A 17293-nucleotide genomic window follows, 5' to 3' on the forward strand; every position below is an offset into this window, starting at 1 on the left:
AGAACGTCTGTCGTACGGACTCACGGGCGCGGCAGGAACGGCTGTCTTACGGATTCCGAGGCGCGCGGCAGAACGCCTGTCGTACGGAGAGGCACGCGGCGGAACGGCTTTCTTACGTATTCAGCAGTACGAGGTCGTCCCTGTGTACGACCTCACGCTCGTACGCGGGGCCCAGCTCGCGCGCCAGTTCCCTGGTCGAACGGCCGATGAGCTGCGGAATCTCCTTGGCGTCGAAGTTCACCAGGCCTCGCGCGACCGCCCGGCCCGTGCTGTCGCGCAGCTCGACCGGGTCGCCCGCGGTGAACTCGCCCTCGACGGCCGCGATGCCCGCCGGCAGCAGCGACTTGCGCCGTTCGACGACCGCGTGCACTGCCCCGTCGTCCAGCGTGAGCGCGCCCTGCGGGGTGGAGGCGTGCTGAAGCCACAGCAGCCGGTCGGCGGACCGCTTGCCGGTGGGGTGGAAGTAGGTGCCGGTGTCCCGGCCCGCGAGGGCGTCGGCGGCGTGGATGGCGCTGGTCAGCACGACCGGGATGCCCGCCGCGGCCGCGATCCGGGCCGCCTCGACCTTGGTGACCATGCCGCCGGTGCCGACGCCCGCCTTGCCCGCGCTGCCGACATCGATGCCGTCGAGGTCGGCAGGCCCGCGTACTTCCGCTATCCGAGAGGTACCGGGCTTGCTGGGATCGCCGTCGTACACACCGTCCACGTCGGAGAGCAGGACGAGCAGATCGGCCCGTACGAGATGGGCGACGAGCGCGGCGAGCCGGTCGTTGTCGCCGAAGCGGATCTCGTCCGTGGCGACGGTGTCGTTCTCGTTGACGACCGGCAGGGCACCCATCGCGAGGAGCTTGTCGAGGGTGCGGGAGGCGTTGCGGTGGTGGGCGCGGCGGCTGGTGTCGTCGGAGGTGAGGAGCACCTGTCCGACGCGAATGCCGTAGCGGGCGCAGGAGGCGGTGTAGCGGGCGACCAGGAGGCCTTGGCCGACGCTGGCGGCGGCCTGCTGCCGGGCGAGGTCCTTGGGGCGGCGGCGCAGCCCCAGCGGCGCGAGCCCCGCGGCGATGGCGCCGGACGAGACGAGGACGATCTCCTTCTCGCCGCCGCTGCGGGCCTTGGCGAGGACGTCGACCAGGGCGTCGACCCGGTCCGCGTCGAGGCCGCCGGACGCGGTGGTCAGCGAGGAGGAGCCGACCTTGACGACGATCCGGTGGGCCTGCGCCACGGCATTTCTGTGGGCTTGCCTCAGGGCACTCGTACCGGCCTCTGCCACAACACTCGCATCGGCCTGCGCTACAGCACTCGTGTCGGCCTGCGCCACGGCACTCGTGTCGGCCTGCGCCACGGCACTCGCATCGGCCTGCGTCACGGCACTCGTGTCGGCCTGCGTCACGGTCTGCCTTGCCCCTGCCACCTGCTGTGTGTCCCCTCGCGTCGATCCGGGTGCCCCGCCTGGCAATCTACGCGAAGAGGGCGGGCCGATGCCCGCCGGTCCAGTCCCCGGACGCGACCGCCGCCCGCCGCCGGCCGACCGCCGGCCGCAGTGGACGTGCGGCTCACCCCGCGCGCCGCGCCCCCAACACCCGCCGGGCCACCCGCCGCAGCCGTGGGAAGTGCGTGGTGCGCGGCTTGAAGCCCTCGATGGTGACCGTCTCGCGGGTCGTCGGGACGTAGCAGCTGTCCGGGATGCCGGCGGCCGGGTCACGGAAGTGCGGATAGGCGAGGAAGGCCTTGCGACCGCGGGACTCCAGCAGGACCTCGGGCGCCTTCTTCGCCTTGATGAACTCCAGTACGTCGACGAGGAGATCGCCCCGGCCCTGGGCCACGAGGTGCAGGCGCAGCCGCTCGTGCACCTTGAGGCGCGAGGCGACGCCCTCGTGCCAGTAGGCGTCCAACAAGGGCTTGGCCAGCTCGAGTTTGTGACGCCGGATCTTCTCGCTCTGCTTGAGGAATCCGGGGCCGAACTGCGGGAGCAGGGTAATAAGTAAGGGGCGGATCATCAGCGCGTCGCGGCGCGGACCGGCGGGGACGTGCTCGGCGATCAGCCCCATCAGGGCCCGGGCCGAGTCGAAGCGCAGGGTGTAACTGCCGCTCTTGGTCACATGCTTGCCGTCGTCGCGCCCGACCAGGTAGTAGCACTCGTAGTCGGCGATCACGGAGACTCCGTCGGCGCGGAGGTAGGCCTCCATCGTGAACAGGGCGTCCTCGCCGGTCTTCAGCGACTCGTCGAAGTGCATGCCGTGCCGCGTGAGCAGCTCGCGGCGGAAGAGCTTCTGCGCGCTGAGCGTGAACTTGATGTTCGAGGAGAAGACGTCGGTACGGGGCCGGTCCTTGCCCCACATCGACTTCGGAGCGTTCCTGTTGACCCCGACGACCTTGCCGAGCACCACGTCCGTGCCCTGCTCGTCGGCGATGGCGACCATGCGCTCCAGTGCCTCGGGGCCGAAGTAGTCGTCGGCGTCGAGGAAGAAGACGTAGCGTCCGCGCGCCTTGCCGAGGCCGATGTTGCGCGGGCCGCTGGGGCCGCCCGAGTTCGGCTGCCTGATCACCGTGACGGACATCGCCGACTGCTCGGCGAACTTCTCCAGATACTCCCCCGTGTCGTCCGTCGACCCGTCGTCGACCGCGATCACCTCGATCCGTGCCGCGTCGAGCGTCTGGTTCTCCACGGATTCCAGGCACTTGACCAGGTACGGCATCGCTTCGTACGCCCCGATGATGACGGTCACATCAGGCTGCGTCACGTTTCCCCCTTGATACGGGAAGTGCCACTAGAACATTTCCCCCTTATCACCTCAATCGCTACCTGGAAGACGACTGAAAGTACGTATGGGTTGCCATCAGCCGCTCATTTCGTGACCCAGCTCACAGGAAACGACGGGTGGCTTCAGAGTGAAGGCTGGCAGAAGCACGTAAGAGAAAACGTAAGGAACGTAAGAAATGGGCATGGCCCCGAGGAGTGCTCCTCGGGGCCATGCCCTTGCGCGAAGGTGGACTCGGTCAGCCCGTGACCGCCGCACCGTCCGTGTCGCCGGTCACCCGCTGGCCGGGCAACGCGGTCGCCAGGTCCACGGCGGCGGCCGAAGTACCGGTCTCCTGACCGAGGTTGCGCCGCTCGGCCTTCCGCGCCAGCTCCCGCACCGCGGAGTTGAACTGGTCGATCGACGCCGGCTCGTCGGGGCCGAGCAGATACCGCTTCAGCTCCTGGCGGTCGGCGGCCTGCGCGTCGGCGGCCGGGTCGGTCAACGCGGCGAGCAACTCGCCCAGTTCGCCTGCCGAGTTGGACAGGATCACGGCTGCGCGCACCGCGGTGTTCTGCCGCTTGAACTCCTCGACGCCGAGCTCCGCGGAGTCCGTGACCGCGTACGGCTTGCCGCTCGCGATGAAGTCGGAGACCACGGACGAGATGTCCGAGACCATCGCGTCGGAGACGTTGAAGCAGTCGTACAGGCGCGGCTCGGCACCCGTGATGACACGGTGCTCCGAGGTACCGAAGGAGCGCCAGTACGCGTCGTTCCACTCGCCCCGCAGCCGGGCGACCTCGGCATGCTTGACCGTGTCGACCATGCCGTCTCGGGTGGCCTCGGCCTCGTCGCCGGCCTCCGCGGCGCCGGACAGCTCGGCGATGCGGGCCTCGATGCGGGCCAGCTCGCTCTTGGCCGCGCTCTGCACGGCGGCGTCGGCGGCGAAGCGCGGGTCGGCGACACGCTCGGCGGCCGCCTTCTCCACCAGCGCGGTGATCCGCTCGTGCGCGGCCTTGGCCTGCGCGCTGCGGGTGCCGGTGAAGGGGTGCGGCTTGTAGAGGACGCGGACCGGCTGGTCGGCGGCGAGCAGCCGCTTCACGATGTTCTCGCCCGCGAGCAGGATCGAGGTGTTGCCGGGGTTGTCGTCCCAGCCCTCCCACGTGGGGGCGTACAGGATGGTGGGGATACGTCCCTCGGGCACGCCCTGCCAGGACTGAATCGGGGCGAGCTGCGGGCGGCCGACCTCCACGATGTCGTCGTCGCGGACGCCGACATCGGCGATGGCGTAGCGGTCGCGGCCCGCGCGGCCCGCGGTCCACACCTCGTCGTACACCTTGCTGAACGGGTTGACGCTGGCGAGCTTGTCGCTGTCGCCGTGGCCGATGAAGACGTGCTTGATGGTCGGCACGCGCAGCATGTGGATGTTCTTGCCGACATTCGCCGCGTACAGCGCGACCCGCACCGTGGACAGGTCCATGTTCATCAGGTGCACCCCTCCGGGCACGCAGATGACCGGCACGGTGGTGGGCGCCATGCGCTCCAGGATGGCGCGCTCGCGGAGGATGATCAGCGGCTTGGTGTCCAGCTGCTCCATCGTCTCCAGCCACATGTTGACCTGGTAGGCCGAGTCCTTGGAGCCGGAGAAGTAGAGCACCGTCTCCGGGCGGTACTCGCGCAGCCAGTCGTCGACCGCCGCCAGGACCTTCTCCGCGTTCGGCAGGATCTTCCTTCCGCGCACGAACGGGACCAGCGCGGCGACGTAGCCGAACGCCAGCACCAGCGTGACCGCAATGCCCGCGAACCCGTAGACGTTGTCGTCGGTCGCCGCAGTGAGAAGCACACTGGCGACCGCGACGAGGTCGAGGTGGAGCATCTTCTCGGCGGACCGGTGCAGCAGTCGGCGCGGGGGCGCGTCCGGGATGCGGATGCGCGAGCCCAGGTCGACATTGCGGGTGGCGACGGGCATCTTGCGGCGCAGCCGGATCAGCGTGATCAGCGCGCCGTGCGGGGCCTGGAAGCCGTAGAAGGCCAGGAAGCACGCGATGGCCGCGTAGAAGACCATGCTGTCGGACAGGTCCAGCCGCGCCAGCAGCAGCACGAGGAGCAACTGGCGGATGAGGAACCTGATGGACAGACCGGCCCGCACCTTGCTGAGGCGGTTGATCAGATAGCTGCCGCGCCGGTGCAGATAGTGGTCCGCCAGGTACGTCACGGCGGCCGCGGCCGCGAAGGCAGCGACGCTCGGCAGGAGCGCGGCCAGCATCAGGCAGGGGAAGCCCAGCATCATGAGGGCCGCCGCAGCCAGCTCGGCCGCACTGCCCACCCGGGCAACGCGAATAGCGGTGGAAATCACGGAGAAACCTGCTCTTGAGGGGTGTGTGCCGGTTTGGTACTAAAAGTGAATTAAAGGCGAAAAAGCGAACTTTACAGATTCAGGCCTCTGTGAATGCGCGGCAAATGCGCAGACACAGAGGCCTGAATTCCAAAAGGCTATTAGTTGATTATGCCACGCCGGCCTGGCGGTCCAGGACGCTGGCCAGGGCCGCCTCGAAGCCGGAGGCCCGGCCCGCGCCCGCCGTCGGGTCCTGCTGGCGGACGTCGATGACGTGGCCGGTGAGCTCGGAGAGCAGGACGTCGAGCGAGGTGTGCGCGACGGCCTCGGAGGACAGCAGCGAGCCCGCGGGCTCCTGGCCGAACGCCTTGGTGCGCATCGGGGTCGCGGTGCGCTCGGGGTTGATGCAGTTGACGCGGATGCCGTCGCCGGCCCACTCGTCGGACAGCGCCTGGGTGAGGTTCACCATGGCGGCCTTGGTGGAGGAGTAGAGGCTGTACTCGGCGCGACCGCGGGTGTAGCTGCTGGAGGTGTAGAGCAGCAGCTGGCCCTTGGTCTCGGCCAGGTACTTGTACGAGGAGCGGGCGATCTGCACCGGGGCCAGGTAGTTGACCTTCAGCGCTTCCTCGATGGTCGCGTTGTCCGTCTCGGCGAGCTTGCCGATGCGCAGCACGCCCGCGGTGTTGATGACGTAGTCGATGCGCCCGGTCTCGGCGTACGCCGTGGACAGCGCGTCGTCGACCTCCTCCGGGTTCTCGACGTGCGTGCCGGTGGTCGAGCGGCCCAGGGCGTACGTCTTCGCGCCGTAGCCCTCGGCGAGTTCGGCGATGTCCTTGCCGATGCCGTACGAACCGCCGAAGACCACCACGGTCTTGCCGGTGAGCAGCTCGCGGTAGGCCTCCTCGTCGGCCTGCTCGGGCGCGGCGGTGGAGGCGAGCTGGAAGAGCTTGTCGGCGATGAAGACGTCGACGGGCTGGGTGACCTTCATGTTGTACTCGTCGCCCGCGACGACGTGGATCGGCACGTCCGGCAGGTACTTGAGTACGACGGAGCAGTCGTCCGTGGCCTGGAAGTTGGGGTCACCGGCGGCGACCTCGTAGGCACGGCGGATCGTGGACAGCTTGAACGCCTGGGGCGTCTGGCCGCGGCGCAGCCGGGAGCGGTCCGGGATCTCGGTGATGAACTCGCCGTCCTCGCCGTGCGTGCGGGTCACGATGATCGTGTCCGCGGACGGGATGGCGACGTCGACGGCCTGGTAGCGCTCAAGGGCCGTGACGCAGTCGTCTATGACGCGCTCGGACAGCAGCGGGCGCACGGCGTCGTGGAACAGGACGTTGCGGTCCTCGCCCTCGGCCAGCCCCTCACCCAGGGCGGCGATGGCGCGCTCGGTGGTCTCGTTCCGCGTCGAGCCGCCCTCGATGATCCGGGTCACCTTGGTGAAGCCCGCCTTCGCGACGATCTTCTCGATGTCCGGCACATAGCCGGGAGCCATCAGCACGATGATGTCGTCGATGGAGTCGGCCTGCTCGAAGGTGGTCAGCGTGTGCTCGATGACCGCCTTGCCGGCGATCTTCAGCAGCTGCTTCGGAATCGACAGACCCACGCGCTGACCGGTTCCGCCGGCCAGGATCACTGCGGTGGTACGGGGCTTGGCAAAGTGCTCAGACACAAGTGACCTACCTTGGGGCGACAGGGAACCCGGGAATGGTCCCACTTACGGTTACTGCCATGCAAGGTGAGCGCCGTCTGCTGCATATGTGCGCGCAACCGGTTATTCACCTTGCATGCAGGCGACTTCCGGGAACCCGGACCGAATTGTCCGGATTTGCTGTGAGTAACTGCACACGTTTCTTGTACGTGTTCTCCTCAGCTCCGATTGAGGCGCTTGAGGCGCTTGAGCACACGGTGGCCGAGGACCCGGACGAGTTCCCCGGACGACGTCTGGTGAACCGTGCGGGCGGCGGGGTGCGCGGGGACCTCGGCCGCCACGACGAGCGCCCCGTACAGCGCGTGGGCCGCCACGTCCGGATCGATGCGCGCGGGCTCCGGCTCCGCGCTCGCCGACGTGGGTACGGCGGACAGCAGCGCCGGATCGCCGAGGATCCGTACGCCCATGGTGCCGATCCGCTCGGCCATCTCCGCGCCGATGCCGGCCGCCGCCTCCAGCGCCCACGTCGGGGTGGTGATCCGCGCGTCGTCCGGCGCGGGGCGGCAGGTGTTCTTCATATGCATGACCGCGCCGTTGCGCACCAGCTTGGAATACAGCTCGTCGGGCAGGCCATTCCCGCGGAATTCCATGTTGAGTTTCCGGAGCATTTCGGTCTCGGCGAGCGTGAGGGAACGGTTCGCCGTGTCCGGCACCTCCACCAGGAGACCGTCGGGCAGGCCGAGGAGGGACTCGAAGGTGCGTATCAGACCGCCGCGGTCCCGGTCGTCGACCACGACGACGGTGATGTTCTCGGCACCGACGACCCGCGTCCAGCGCTCCACGAGCCGGTCGTGGCGGTGCCGGCGCCAGAAGCTCGGGTTGGGCTTCTCGTACGGGGCCTTGCGCAGCATGTGGTCGAGCCAGTCCTCGTACCCCATGCGCAGACCGTTCTGCACGTACTGCTGCCACTGCGAGGGCATGATCTTCGCCAGCGGGCGCAGCGTGACCAGGATGTGCACCCGGTCCCGGCCCAGGTCGTCGACGATCCGGGCGATGGTCTCGTCGTCGGGCGCGTCCGCGAAGAACTCGCTGCTGATCACCGAGGTGCGCTTCCCGGTGGCGCGCACCGCGTCCAGGAGCCGCTGCCAGTGACCCTCGGTGGGCCGGGTGTCGCCCATCATGCCGGGCCGGGCGCAGACCGCGAGGGCGGCTTCCATGGGGTGCCTGCTGTGCGCGGGGAAGGCGACGCCGTGCTCGGCCATCGCGTCCTTCGCGGCGAACAGCGCGCCCTGGATCGACGTGGTCCCGGTCTTGTGCGGGCCTATGTGCAGCAGCCGGGTGCCGGAGGGCAGCGGCTGCGACCGGGTGCCGGAAGGCAGGGGCGCGGGAGCAGCCGTCTCAGCGGCTGTCGTGTGGCGTATCGAACAGTCGGTCTCCATGGTAAGAGGACGTTAAGGAGCCTTCCTGAGCGCAGGCTGAGAAAGCCCTGGGACTCATGTGAGTCCCAGGGCGTCACTCACGGTTCAGCGTCGGTTCATACGAGCCGCACGCCCGGCTCAGGTCTTCAAGTGACCGTCAAACGAGCCGCACGCCCGGCTTCCCCGCCTCGACCCGCAGCCGGGCCAGCGTGCTGGAGGCGGCGTCCGGCTGCAGCACCGTCTCCGGAACACGCACCTGGGCGTCGATGCCGTCGCGGCGGATGTCGAACAGGTGGTAGCCGCGGTGGGCGTCGATGAACTTCCAGTGCGGGTTGTCCGCCATCCGCGGGTCCCACTCCTTGTGGAAGGCCACCTGATCCTGGTCGCCACCGCTGGAGATGGAGGTGCCGACGAACTCGGCGCCGACGACGTCGGAGTCCGGGTCCGCGAAGTCCTCCTTGAGGTCGCTGATCATCGAGAGATGCCGGTCGCCGGTCAGGACGACCGGGTTGCGGATGCTCGCGAACTCCTCCATGAGGGCGTTGCGTTCGACCTGGTAGCCGTCCCAGGCGTCGTAGTACCAGAGCTTGCCCTCGCCGACCTGGAGGTCGGTCTCGGCCATCATGATCTGCGAGGCGATCAGGTTCCAGCGGGTGGGCGACGTGTGCAGGCCATCCAGCAGCCAGTCCTTCTGCTCGGCGCCGAGCATGGTGAGCGAGGGGTCCTCGGCGCCCTGCCGGCTGGTCGCCTGGTTGCTGCGGAACTGCCGGGTGTCCAGCACGTTCAGGCGGGCGAGGCGCCCGAAGTCGAGCCGCCGGTACATCTGGATGTGCGGCCCGTTCGGGATCGCGGTGGCCCGGACCGGCATGTGCTCGTAGTACGCCTGGTAGGCGGCGGTGAGCCGGGCCACGAAGGCGTCGTGCGACTGCTTGTCGGGGTCCTGCGGGATCTCGCCGGCGAAGTCGTTGTCGACCTCGTGATCGTCGAAGGTGACCACCCAGGGGGCATTGGCGTGCATCGCCGCGAGGTGCGGATCGGTGCGGTACTGCGCGTAGCGGTTGCGGTACTGGACGAGGGTGTACGGCTCGTCGCTGCCCTCGTGCTTGCGTACGGCGGTGGCCGCCGGCTTGGACTCGTAGATGTAGTCGCCGACGAAGAGGACGAAGTCGGGGTCCTGGTCGAGCATGTCGGCGTACGGCGTGAAGTAGCCGTTCTGCCAGTTCTGGCAGGAGGCGAGCGCGACCCGCAGGGAGCCGCCCGAGCTGTGCGGGTGGGGGGCGGTGCGGGTGCGGCCGGTCGGCGAGAGCTGTCCTTCGGCGCGGAAGCGGTACCAGTACGCGCGGTCGGGGCGCAGCCCGCGGACGTCGACGTGCACGCTGTGCCCGTACTCGGACCGCGCCTGGGCGGTGCCGCGGCGCACCGGCTTCCGGAAGCGGCTGTCCTCGGCGATCTCCCAGCCCACCGACACCGTGCGGTCGGGCATGCCGCCGCCGTTCAGCGGGTCGGGAGCGAGTCGGGTCCACAGCACGATGCCATCGGGCAACGGGTCACCGGAGGCGACACCGAGCGTGAACACGCCGTCGGGCAGCGGTGTTTCGGCCGCGCGCGCGACGCTGGGCAGCCAGAGCTGGGCGGAGGCGGCGGCGCCGAGCACGGCGGCCCCGGCGGTGAGAAAGCGGCGTCGATCGCTTGAGATTGCTCCGGTCATCGGCGAACTCCCCTGCGTCGGTGGCCTCTTGGACACCGGGAAGCTCACACGGCGCAGCAGCCCGCTCGTTGAACGGAACGCATCGTAGGCATGACAAATGCACGAGGAACGAACGACCCGCCGCGACACGGAGGTTTTGGCGAAACTCGAGCCAATTTTGGCGAAGCTCCCCCGCACCGCGGGCTTGATGGTGCGTCAGTAGGCGAAGCCCTGGCCCAGCCGGGCGCCCGCCGCCACGGTGCCCAGCGTGCCCGCGCCGAAGGTGTACGAGCCGGTCGGGGTCACGCCGGACGCGGTGGACTTGAACACCCACACCGAGCCGGCGTTCGTGTTCTCGCCGGGGGCGCCGACGGCGAGATCCCCGTACCCGTCACCGTTGAAGTCGACCCGCACACTCGTCGCGGCGGGGCGGGCGTGCGCGATCGGGACGGCGGTCGGGGCCGCGGCGGGCAGGGCGGTCGCTACGACGGCCGCGCGGCACGTTCTCGGCAGAGCGGGCTCGGACACGTCGGCTCCGGGCGTCTGGAACGAAGTTGGGCGCGAAGAGGAAGATCCTCATCCGCGCCCACTACGACTTCCGGCCCGCCCGGCTGGTTGCCCTGTCCATGCCGTGGATTTCCCTGGCATTCACTTTGGGGAACTCCGCCCGCACCCTTGGACCCTCCGGCGTTTGAGGAGCGGGGGTTTGGGGGCGAAGCCCCCAAGTGACGGGAATGGGCAGGGGCGGAGGGGGCGAAAACCCACCCCCAAGCCCCCACCGACCCGTCCCCCTAGAACGGCTCGAAGTCGTCGTACTCCTTCTCCGCCTCGTCCCGCTCCGCCTGCTTGTCGCGGCGGCGCTGCGCCGCGGGCCGCGGGGCTTCGAGGCGGTGGTCCTCGCCACGGCGGCCGAGCATCTCCGCGCCGGCCATGACGGTGGGCTCCCAGTCGAAGACGACCGCGTTCTCCTCGGGGCCGATGGCGACGCCGTCGCCCGAGCGGGCACCCGCCTTCATCAGCTCCGCCTCGACGCCGAGGCGGTTGAGGCGGTCGGCGAGGTAGCCGACGGCCTCGTCGTTGTTGAAGTCCGTCTGGCGGACCCAGCGTTCGGGCTTCTCGCCGCGCACGCGGTAGAGGCCGTCCTCCTCCTGGACCACGGTGAAGCCGGCGTCGTCGACCGCCTTCGGGCGGATGACGATCCGGGTCGCCTCCTCCTTGGGCTTGGCGGCCCGCGCCTGCCCGACGAGCTCGGCGAGCGCGAAGGACAGCTCCTTCAGGCCCATGTGCGCCACCGCAGACACCTCGAAGACGCGGTACCCGCGCGCCTCCAGCTCCGGGCGGACCATCTCGGCCAGGTCCTTGCCGTCCGGCACGTCGATCTTGTTGAGGACGACGACGCGCGGCCGGTTGCCGAGGCCGCCGTACTGCTTCAGCTCCTCCTCGATGGTGTCGAGGTCGGAGACGGGGTCACGCTCGGACTCCAGCGTCGCGGTGTCCAGGACGTGGACCAGGGCGCTGCAGCGCTCGACATGGCGCAGGAATTCCAGGCCGAGGCCCTTGCCCTGGCTCGCGCCGGGAATGAGTCCGGGCACGTCGGCGATCGTGTAGACGGTCTCGCCCGCGGTCACGACACCCAGGTTGGGGACGAGAGTCGTGAACGGGTAGTCCGCGATCTTCGGCTTGGCGGCCGACAGCACCGAGATGAGCGACGACTTGCCGGCGCTCGGGTAGCCCACGAGGGCCACGTCCGCGACCGTCTTCAGCTCAAGGACGATCTCCTGCAGGTCCCCGGGCACGCCGAGCAGCGCGAAGCCGGGCGCCTTGCGACGGGCCGAGGCCAGCGCCGCGTTGCCGAGGCCGCCACGGCCACCCTGCGCGGCGACGTACGACGTACCGTGGCCGACGAGGTCCGCGAGCACATTGCCCGCCCTGTCGAGCACGACCGTGCCGTCCGGCACCGGCAGGATCAGGTCCTGGCCGTCCTTGCCGGAACGGTTGCCGCCCTCGCCGGGCTTGCCGTTGGTGGCGCTGCGGTGCGGTTTGTGGTGGTAGTCGAGCAGCGTGGTGACGGACTGGTCGACGACCAGCATCACGTCACCGCCACGGCCGCCGTTGCCGCCGTCGGGGCCGCCGAGCGGCTTGAACTTCTCCCGGTGAACGGAGGCACAGCCGTGGCCTCCGTTACCCGCGGCGACGTGCAGCTCGACGCGGTCCACGAAGGTGGTCATGGGGGGTGCCTCCAGCACTTCGGTTACTTCGGTTGCGTACGGAAATGTCTTGCGCACGGACACGTACGGAATGGTCTTCCGTACGGAATGTCCCTTGCGTAACACGCGAAAGGCGGACCCGCCTTCCCGATCGGGAAGTGAGGTCCGCCTCGCGAAGAACTCTGTTCTACGGAGCCTGTGTCCTAAAGGGACTGGATCAGGCGACCGGAACGATGTTCACGACCTTGCGGCCACGGTGAGTACCGAACTCCACCGCACCGGCGTCAAGGGCGAACAGCGTGTCGTCCTTGCCACGGCCGACGCCGTTGCCCGGGTGGAAGTGGGTACCGCGCTGGCGGACCAGGATCTCACCGGCGTTGACGACCTGACCGCCGAAGCGCTTCACGCCGAGCCGCTGAGCATTGGAGTCGCGACCGTTCCGAGTGGACGATGCGCCCTTCTTGTGTGCCATCTCTCCTCAGTCCCTTACTTCGCAGCCGCGGGGATCTCAGTGACCTTGATCGCCGTGTACTGCTGGCGGTGGCCCTGACGACGGCGGTAGCCGGTCTTGTTCTTGTAGCGAAGGATGTCGATCTTCGCGCCCTTGTGGTGATCCACGACCTCGGCCTGGACCTTGATTCCGGCCAGCACCCACGGGTCGCTGGTCACGGCGTCGCCGTCGACAACGAGCAGGGTCGAGAGCTCGACCGTGTCGCCAACCTTGGCAGTGGAAATCTTGTCAACCTCAACGATGTCGCCGACAGCAACCTTGTGCTGGCGACCACCGCTGCGCACGATGGCGTACACGCGGATCTCTCTCTCGCTCGGAACGGAATCCCCGCAGTCCAGCCGCGCGCTTGCGCGAACGGCCTCTCCCGAAGCGCCGAGCGCCGGGAGGAAGAGGTTTACGGGAATGCGGCGCGTCTATGGACACGCCGACGGTCAAGGTTACGGGGCCACGACCGAAAGGGTCAAACCAGGCCGGGCCCCGCAGGTGTGCCGCCAGTCACGCCAACGCCGCCTGTCCTGCGAATCCGCAGAGCAGGGGCGTCGGTCGAGCCGGCCTGCGGAGCGCTCGCGCGCTCCGCAGACAGTGACTCAGCCCTCGTCGGTCGAAGCCGAGACGGAGGACAGGGTCTGCTCCGCCGCCGCGGTCTTCTTCGCCGTCGCCTTGGTGGCCGCGGCCTTCTTCGCGGTCGCCTTCTTGGCCGTGGCCTTCTTGGTGGCCGTCTTCTTGGCAGCGGTCTTCTTGGTGGCGGCCTTCTTCGCCGTCGCCTTCTTCGCCGTCTTGCGTGCGGCCGCCTTCTTGGCGGCGGCCGGAGCCTCGGACTCGGCCGTCTCGGCCGCCTCGACTGCCTCGGCGGTCTCCTCTGACGCCATCGCCGACGGGACGACCACGACGGCGGCCTCCTCGGACGCGGTGGGCGCGGTGGCCTTACGGACGGCACGTCGACGCGGACGAGCCGGGGCGGCGCTCTCGGCGGGCGCCTCGGCGACCTGCTCGGCGGCCGGCTCGACCACGGGCTCGGGCTTCGGCTCGACGACCTCCGAGGCGACCTCCGAGGCAGCTTCCGGCACGGAAACCGGCTCCGTGACCGTCACGGCCTCTTCCGCCGCCTTCGGCGAACCGGCCGGGGCCGACACCTTGCGGGTCGCACGACGGCGCGTACGGCCCTTGGGAGCGGCCTCCTCCTGTACGGGGGCCTCCGCGACCGCGGGTGCCTCGGGTGCCTCGACGACCGGGTCCTCGACCGCGACGGGCTCGGACTCGGCGGCCTCCCGCGACTTGAGGGCCCGCTCGGCGCGCTCCTCACGCTTCGTCGGGGGACGCCCCTCGGCCTTCGGCGCACCCGCCGGAGCCGACGCGCGCCGGGTCGCCCGGCGCCGCGAACGGCCACGGGTGGCCGCGGCCTCCGCCTCGGCGGCGCTGCCGTACAGCTCCTCGTCCGGCGCGAAGCCGGGCGCGGGCAGCGCGGTGGGCTCGGCAGCCTCGGCGGCCACCTCGGCCTCGGTCTCCACCTCGATGACCTCGGCGGCCTCGGTCGTCTCCGTGGCCACGGCCTCGTGCTCGTGCTCGGGCGCCTGCTCGGCACCGCCACGGCCGCGCTTCTTGCGCTTGCCGCCGCCTCCGACGGAGGTCGGCTGCTCCATGTGCACGATGACACCGCGGCCGTTGCAGTGGACACAGGTCTCGGAGAAGGACTCCAGCAGGCCCTGCCCGACGCGCTTGCGCGTCATCTGCACCAGACCCAGCGAGGTCACCTCCGCCACCTGGTGCTTCGTACGGTCGCGCCCCAGGCACTCGAGCAGGCGCCGCAGCACCAGGTCCCGGTTGGACTCCAGGACCATGTCGATGAAGTCGATGACGACGATGCCGCCCAGGTCGCGCAGCCGCAGCTGGCGCACGATCTCCTCGGCCGCCTCCAGGTTGTTCCTGGTCACGGTCTCTTCGAGGTTGCCGCCCTGACCGGTGAACTTGCCGGTGTTGACGTCGACCACGACCATCGCTTCGGTCTTGTCGATCACCAGCGAACCGCCGCTGGGCAGCCAGACCTTGCGGTCCAGCGCCTTCATCAGCTGCTCGTCGATCCGGTACGTCGCGAAGGCGTCGACCTCGGAGGTCCACTTGGACAGCCGGTCGGCCAGGTCGGGCGCGACGTGCGAGACGTACCCGTGGATGGTCTCCCACGCCTCGTCGCCGCTGACGATGACCTTGGAGAAGTCCTCGTTGAAGATGTCGCGGACGACGCGGACGGTCATGTCCGGCTCGCCGTACAGCAGCGTCGGAGCGTTGCCGTTCTTCGCCTTCTTCTGGATGTCCTCCCACTGCGCCTGCAGTCGCTCGACGTCACGGCGCAGTTCGTCCTCGCTCGCGCCCTCGGCGGCGGTGCGCACGATGACGCCCGCGTCCTCGGGGACGATCTTCTTGAGGATGGTCTTCAGACGCGCGCGCTCGGTGTCGGGCAGCTTGCGGCTGATGCCGGTCATCGAGCCCTCGGGCACGTAGACCAGGTAGCGGCCGGGGAGGGAGACCTGGCTGGTGAGGCGGGCGCCCTTGTGGCCGATCGGGTCCTTGGTGACCTGCACGAGAACCGACTGGCCGGACTTCAGAGCGGACTCGATGCGGCGCGGCCCGTTGGCCATGCCCAGCGCCTCGAAGTTGACCTCACCGGCGTAGAGCACCGCGTTGCGGCCCTTGCCGATGTCGATGAAGGCGGCCTCCATCGACGGCAGCACGTTCTGGACCTTGCCCAGGTAGACGTTGCCGACGTACGAGGTCGACTGCTCCTTGTTGACGTAGTGCTCGACGAGCACGTTGTCTTCCAGGACGCCGATCTGCGTGCGCTCGCCGCTCTGGCGGACGACCATCACGCGCTCGACGGCCTCGCGGCGGGCCAGGAACTCGGCCTCGGTGATGATCGGGACGCGGCGACGTCCCTGCTCGCGCCCTTCACGACGACGCTGCTTCTTGGCTTCGAGGCGGGTCGAGCCCTTGATGGACTGCACCTCGTCCGTGCCGTCGCCGGGCCGCTCGTCCTTCTTGCCACGGGGCTCGCGAACCTTCACAACGGTGCGCTCGGGGTCGTTCTCGCCGGGCTCGACGTCGGTGCCGGAGTCACCGGCACGACGACGGCGACGACGACGGCGACGGCTGCTGCTGGAGCCGGAACCGCCCGACTCCTCGCGCTCCTCGGCCTCCTCGGCGTCTTCCTCGGCCTGCTCGGCGGTGTCCTCGGCGTCCTGCGCGGCCTGCTCGGCTGCGTACTCGTCCTCGCCCGCCTCGGCGTCCGACTCGGCGGACTCGCCACGGCGACGGCGACGGCCGCCACGACGGCGACGGCGACGGGAGCCCGCGGACTCCTCCTCGCCCTCGTCACCCTCGACGGCGTCCTCGGCGGACTCCTCGGTCTCCTCGACCTCGTCGGCGGCCTCCGCGGGCACGGCCGCGGTCTCCTCCTCGACGGCCCGGCGACGACGGCGACGGCGCGGCCCGGTCTCCTCCTGGACGACCTCGGCGGCCTCGACGCTCTCGGTGACCCCCGCGGCCTCCTCCGCCGCCTCGGCGGCAGCCGCGGCGGCGGCCCGCTCGGGCGTCTGGAACATCGGCTCGGTGAACACGGGCGCCTGGAACACGGCGACGGCAGGACGCTTGGGCCGCTGCGCGGACTCGGCTTCCTGCGGCGCGGGCGCGGAGAAACCGACGGCGGCCTTGCGGGTGGCACGGCGGCGGGTACGACGCGGGGCGCCGTCCTCGGCGCTCTCGGTCTCGGCGCCTTCGGTGCCCTCGGCGGGCTTGTTCTCGCTGGTCACGGGCGCCTCCACACGCTCGTCGGCGGCGTCACCCTCGGGCGCACCGGCGGGTGCGGAGACGCGCCGGGTGGCGCGACGACGGGTGGTGCGGCGGGGTGCGGCTTCCTCGACGGCGGCGGGGGCCTCGGCCTCGGCGGACACGTCGGCGCTCGCCGACTCCTCGACGGCCTCAGCCGTCGCCACGGCCTCAGGGGTCTCAGCGGCCTCGGCCGCCTTGGGCGTTCCGGTCGGCGCGGAGGCGCGACGCGTCGCACGACGACGCGTACGACCGGCGGGCGCGGTCTCCTCTACAACGGCGGGGGCGGGGGCCTCTTCGGCCTCGGCCGCGACTTCGACCTCGGTCGCGACCTCGGCCTCGCCCTCGGCCTGAACGGCGGGCACCACGGTCTCCGCCGCCTCGGCCGTCACCGGGGCACCGGCGGGCGCGGACACCCGACGGGTGGCACGACGACGCGTACGACGCGGGGCGGCTTCCTCGGTCTCGGCAGCGGACGGCTCCGGCGTCTCCTCGACCGCGGCGGCCTCTTCGGCCTCAGCCGTCGCTACGGCCTCAACGGCCTCTTCTGCCTCTTCTGTCTCGACAACCTCGGCGTGCACGGATGTCTCGTCCTGCGCGAGGTCGGCGGACGCCACGGCCGGTATGGCCGGCGCGGTGGTCTCGGCCGCGGCCTCGGAGGCGGCGGCCGGCGGACCTGCGGGGCGCGACGCCGCACGGCGACGGCGCCGCGGCGGCAGGGTGTCGCTCGGGGTGTTGTTGTTTTCGGAACCCTCAGTGGGTTCAGTGGGCTCGAGCATGCGGGTGGATCTCCCGTCAGGCTCCCGGGCGCCGCGCCTGGTCCGGCAGTGCCGGTGACGTCCGCGGCTCGCGCGATGCGCGGTGCCGCCGTCCGGGGCGCGGGCGCCGCACGGGAGCTCTCTGTGTCCTGTCTCGCCGGTTCCGTACGCCATGTGT

The 17293-nt window shown here is 70.0% G+C and carries 11 protein-coding genes; all 11 read right to left on the reverse strand.

What is annotated here, in order from left to right; all coding sequences use genetic code 11:
• Positions 1 to 112: 112 nt before the first annotated feature.
• Complete coding sequence (gene proB, locus ACZ4RZ_RS12075; RefSeq protein ID WP_467743865.1) at positions 113 to 1219, reverse strand: glutamate 5-kinase; 1107 nt, start codon at positions 1217 to 1219, stop codon at positions 113 to 115.
• Positions 1220 to 1550: 331 nt separating this feature from the next.
• Positions 1551 to 2693 (reverse strand): glycosyltransferase family 2 protein, encoded by a 1143-nt coding sequence (locus ACZ4RZ_RS12080; RefSeq protein ID WP_467744321.1) that lies wholly within the window; start codon positions 2691 to 2693, stop codon positions 1551 to 1553.
• 301 nt (positions 2694 to 2994) lie between these two features.
• Positions 2995 to 5091: a hypothetical protein gene (locus ACZ4RZ_RS12085; RefSeq protein ID WP_467743866.1), complete on the reverse strand. Its 2097-nt coding sequence runs from the start codon at positions 5089 to 5091 to the stop codon at positions 2995 to 2997.
• Positions 5092 to 5239: 148 nt separating this feature from the next.
• Positions 5240 to 6739, reverse strand: a complete 1500-nt coding sequence (locus tag ACZ4RZ_RS12090) for a D-ribitol-5-phosphate cytidylyltransferase (protein WP_467743867.1) — start codon at positions 6737 to 6739, stop codon at positions 5240 to 5242.
• Between the two features lie 197 nt (positions 6740 to 6936).
• Positions 6937 to 8157, reverse strand: a complete 1221-nt coding sequence (locus ACZ4RZ_RS12095; protein ID WP_467743868.1) for a hypothetical protein — start codon at positions 8155 to 8157, stop codon at positions 6937 to 6939.
• Between the two features lie 136 nt (positions 8158 to 8293).
• Positions 8294 to 9844 (reverse strand): alkaline phosphatase D family protein, encoded by a 1551-nt coding sequence (locus ACZ4RZ_RS12100; RefSeq protein ID WP_467743869.1) that lies wholly within the window; start codon positions 9842 to 9844, stop codon positions 8294 to 8296.
• Between the two features lie 195 nt (positions 9845 to 10039).
• Positions 10040 to 10351 carry an FG-GAP repeat protein gene (locus tag ACZ4RZ_RS12105; RefSeq protein ID WP_467743870.1) on the reverse strand — a complete coding sequence of 104 codons (312 nt, stop codon included), beginning with the start codon at positions 10349 to 10351 and terminating at the stop codon, positions 10040 to 10042.
• Between the two features lie 263 nt (positions 10352 to 10614).
• Complete coding sequence (gene obgE / locus ACZ4RZ_RS12110) at positions 10615 to 12051, reverse strand: GTPase ObgE (protein WP_467743871.1); 1437 nt, start codon at positions 12049 to 12051, stop codon at positions 10615 to 10617.
• Between the two features lie 196 nt (positions 12052 to 12247).
• Entirely contained in the window at positions 12248 to 12502 is a 255-nt protein-coding gene (rpmA, locus tag ACZ4RZ_RS12115) for a 50S ribosomal protein L27 (protein ID WP_028802588.1), read from the reverse strand.
• A gap of 14 nt (positions 12503 to 12516) precedes the next feature.
• Positions 12517 to 12837: a 50S ribosomal protein L21 gene (gene rplU / locus ACZ4RZ_RS12120; protein WP_028802589.1), complete on the reverse strand. Its 321-nt coding sequence runs from the start codon at positions 12835 to 12837 to the stop codon at positions 12517 to 12519.
• Positions 12838 to 13128: 291 nt separating this feature from the next.
• Positions 13129 to 17136 carry an Rne/Rng family ribonuclease gene (locus ACZ4RZ_RS12125; RefSeq protein WP_467743872.1) on the reverse strand — a complete coding sequence of 1336 codons (4008 nt, stop codon included), beginning with the start codon at positions 17134 to 17136 and terminating at the stop codon, positions 13129 to 13131.
• Positions 17137 to 17293: the final 157 nt, after the last annotated feature.

This window comes from Streptomyces sp. NPDC027189 (assembly GCF_055566975.1).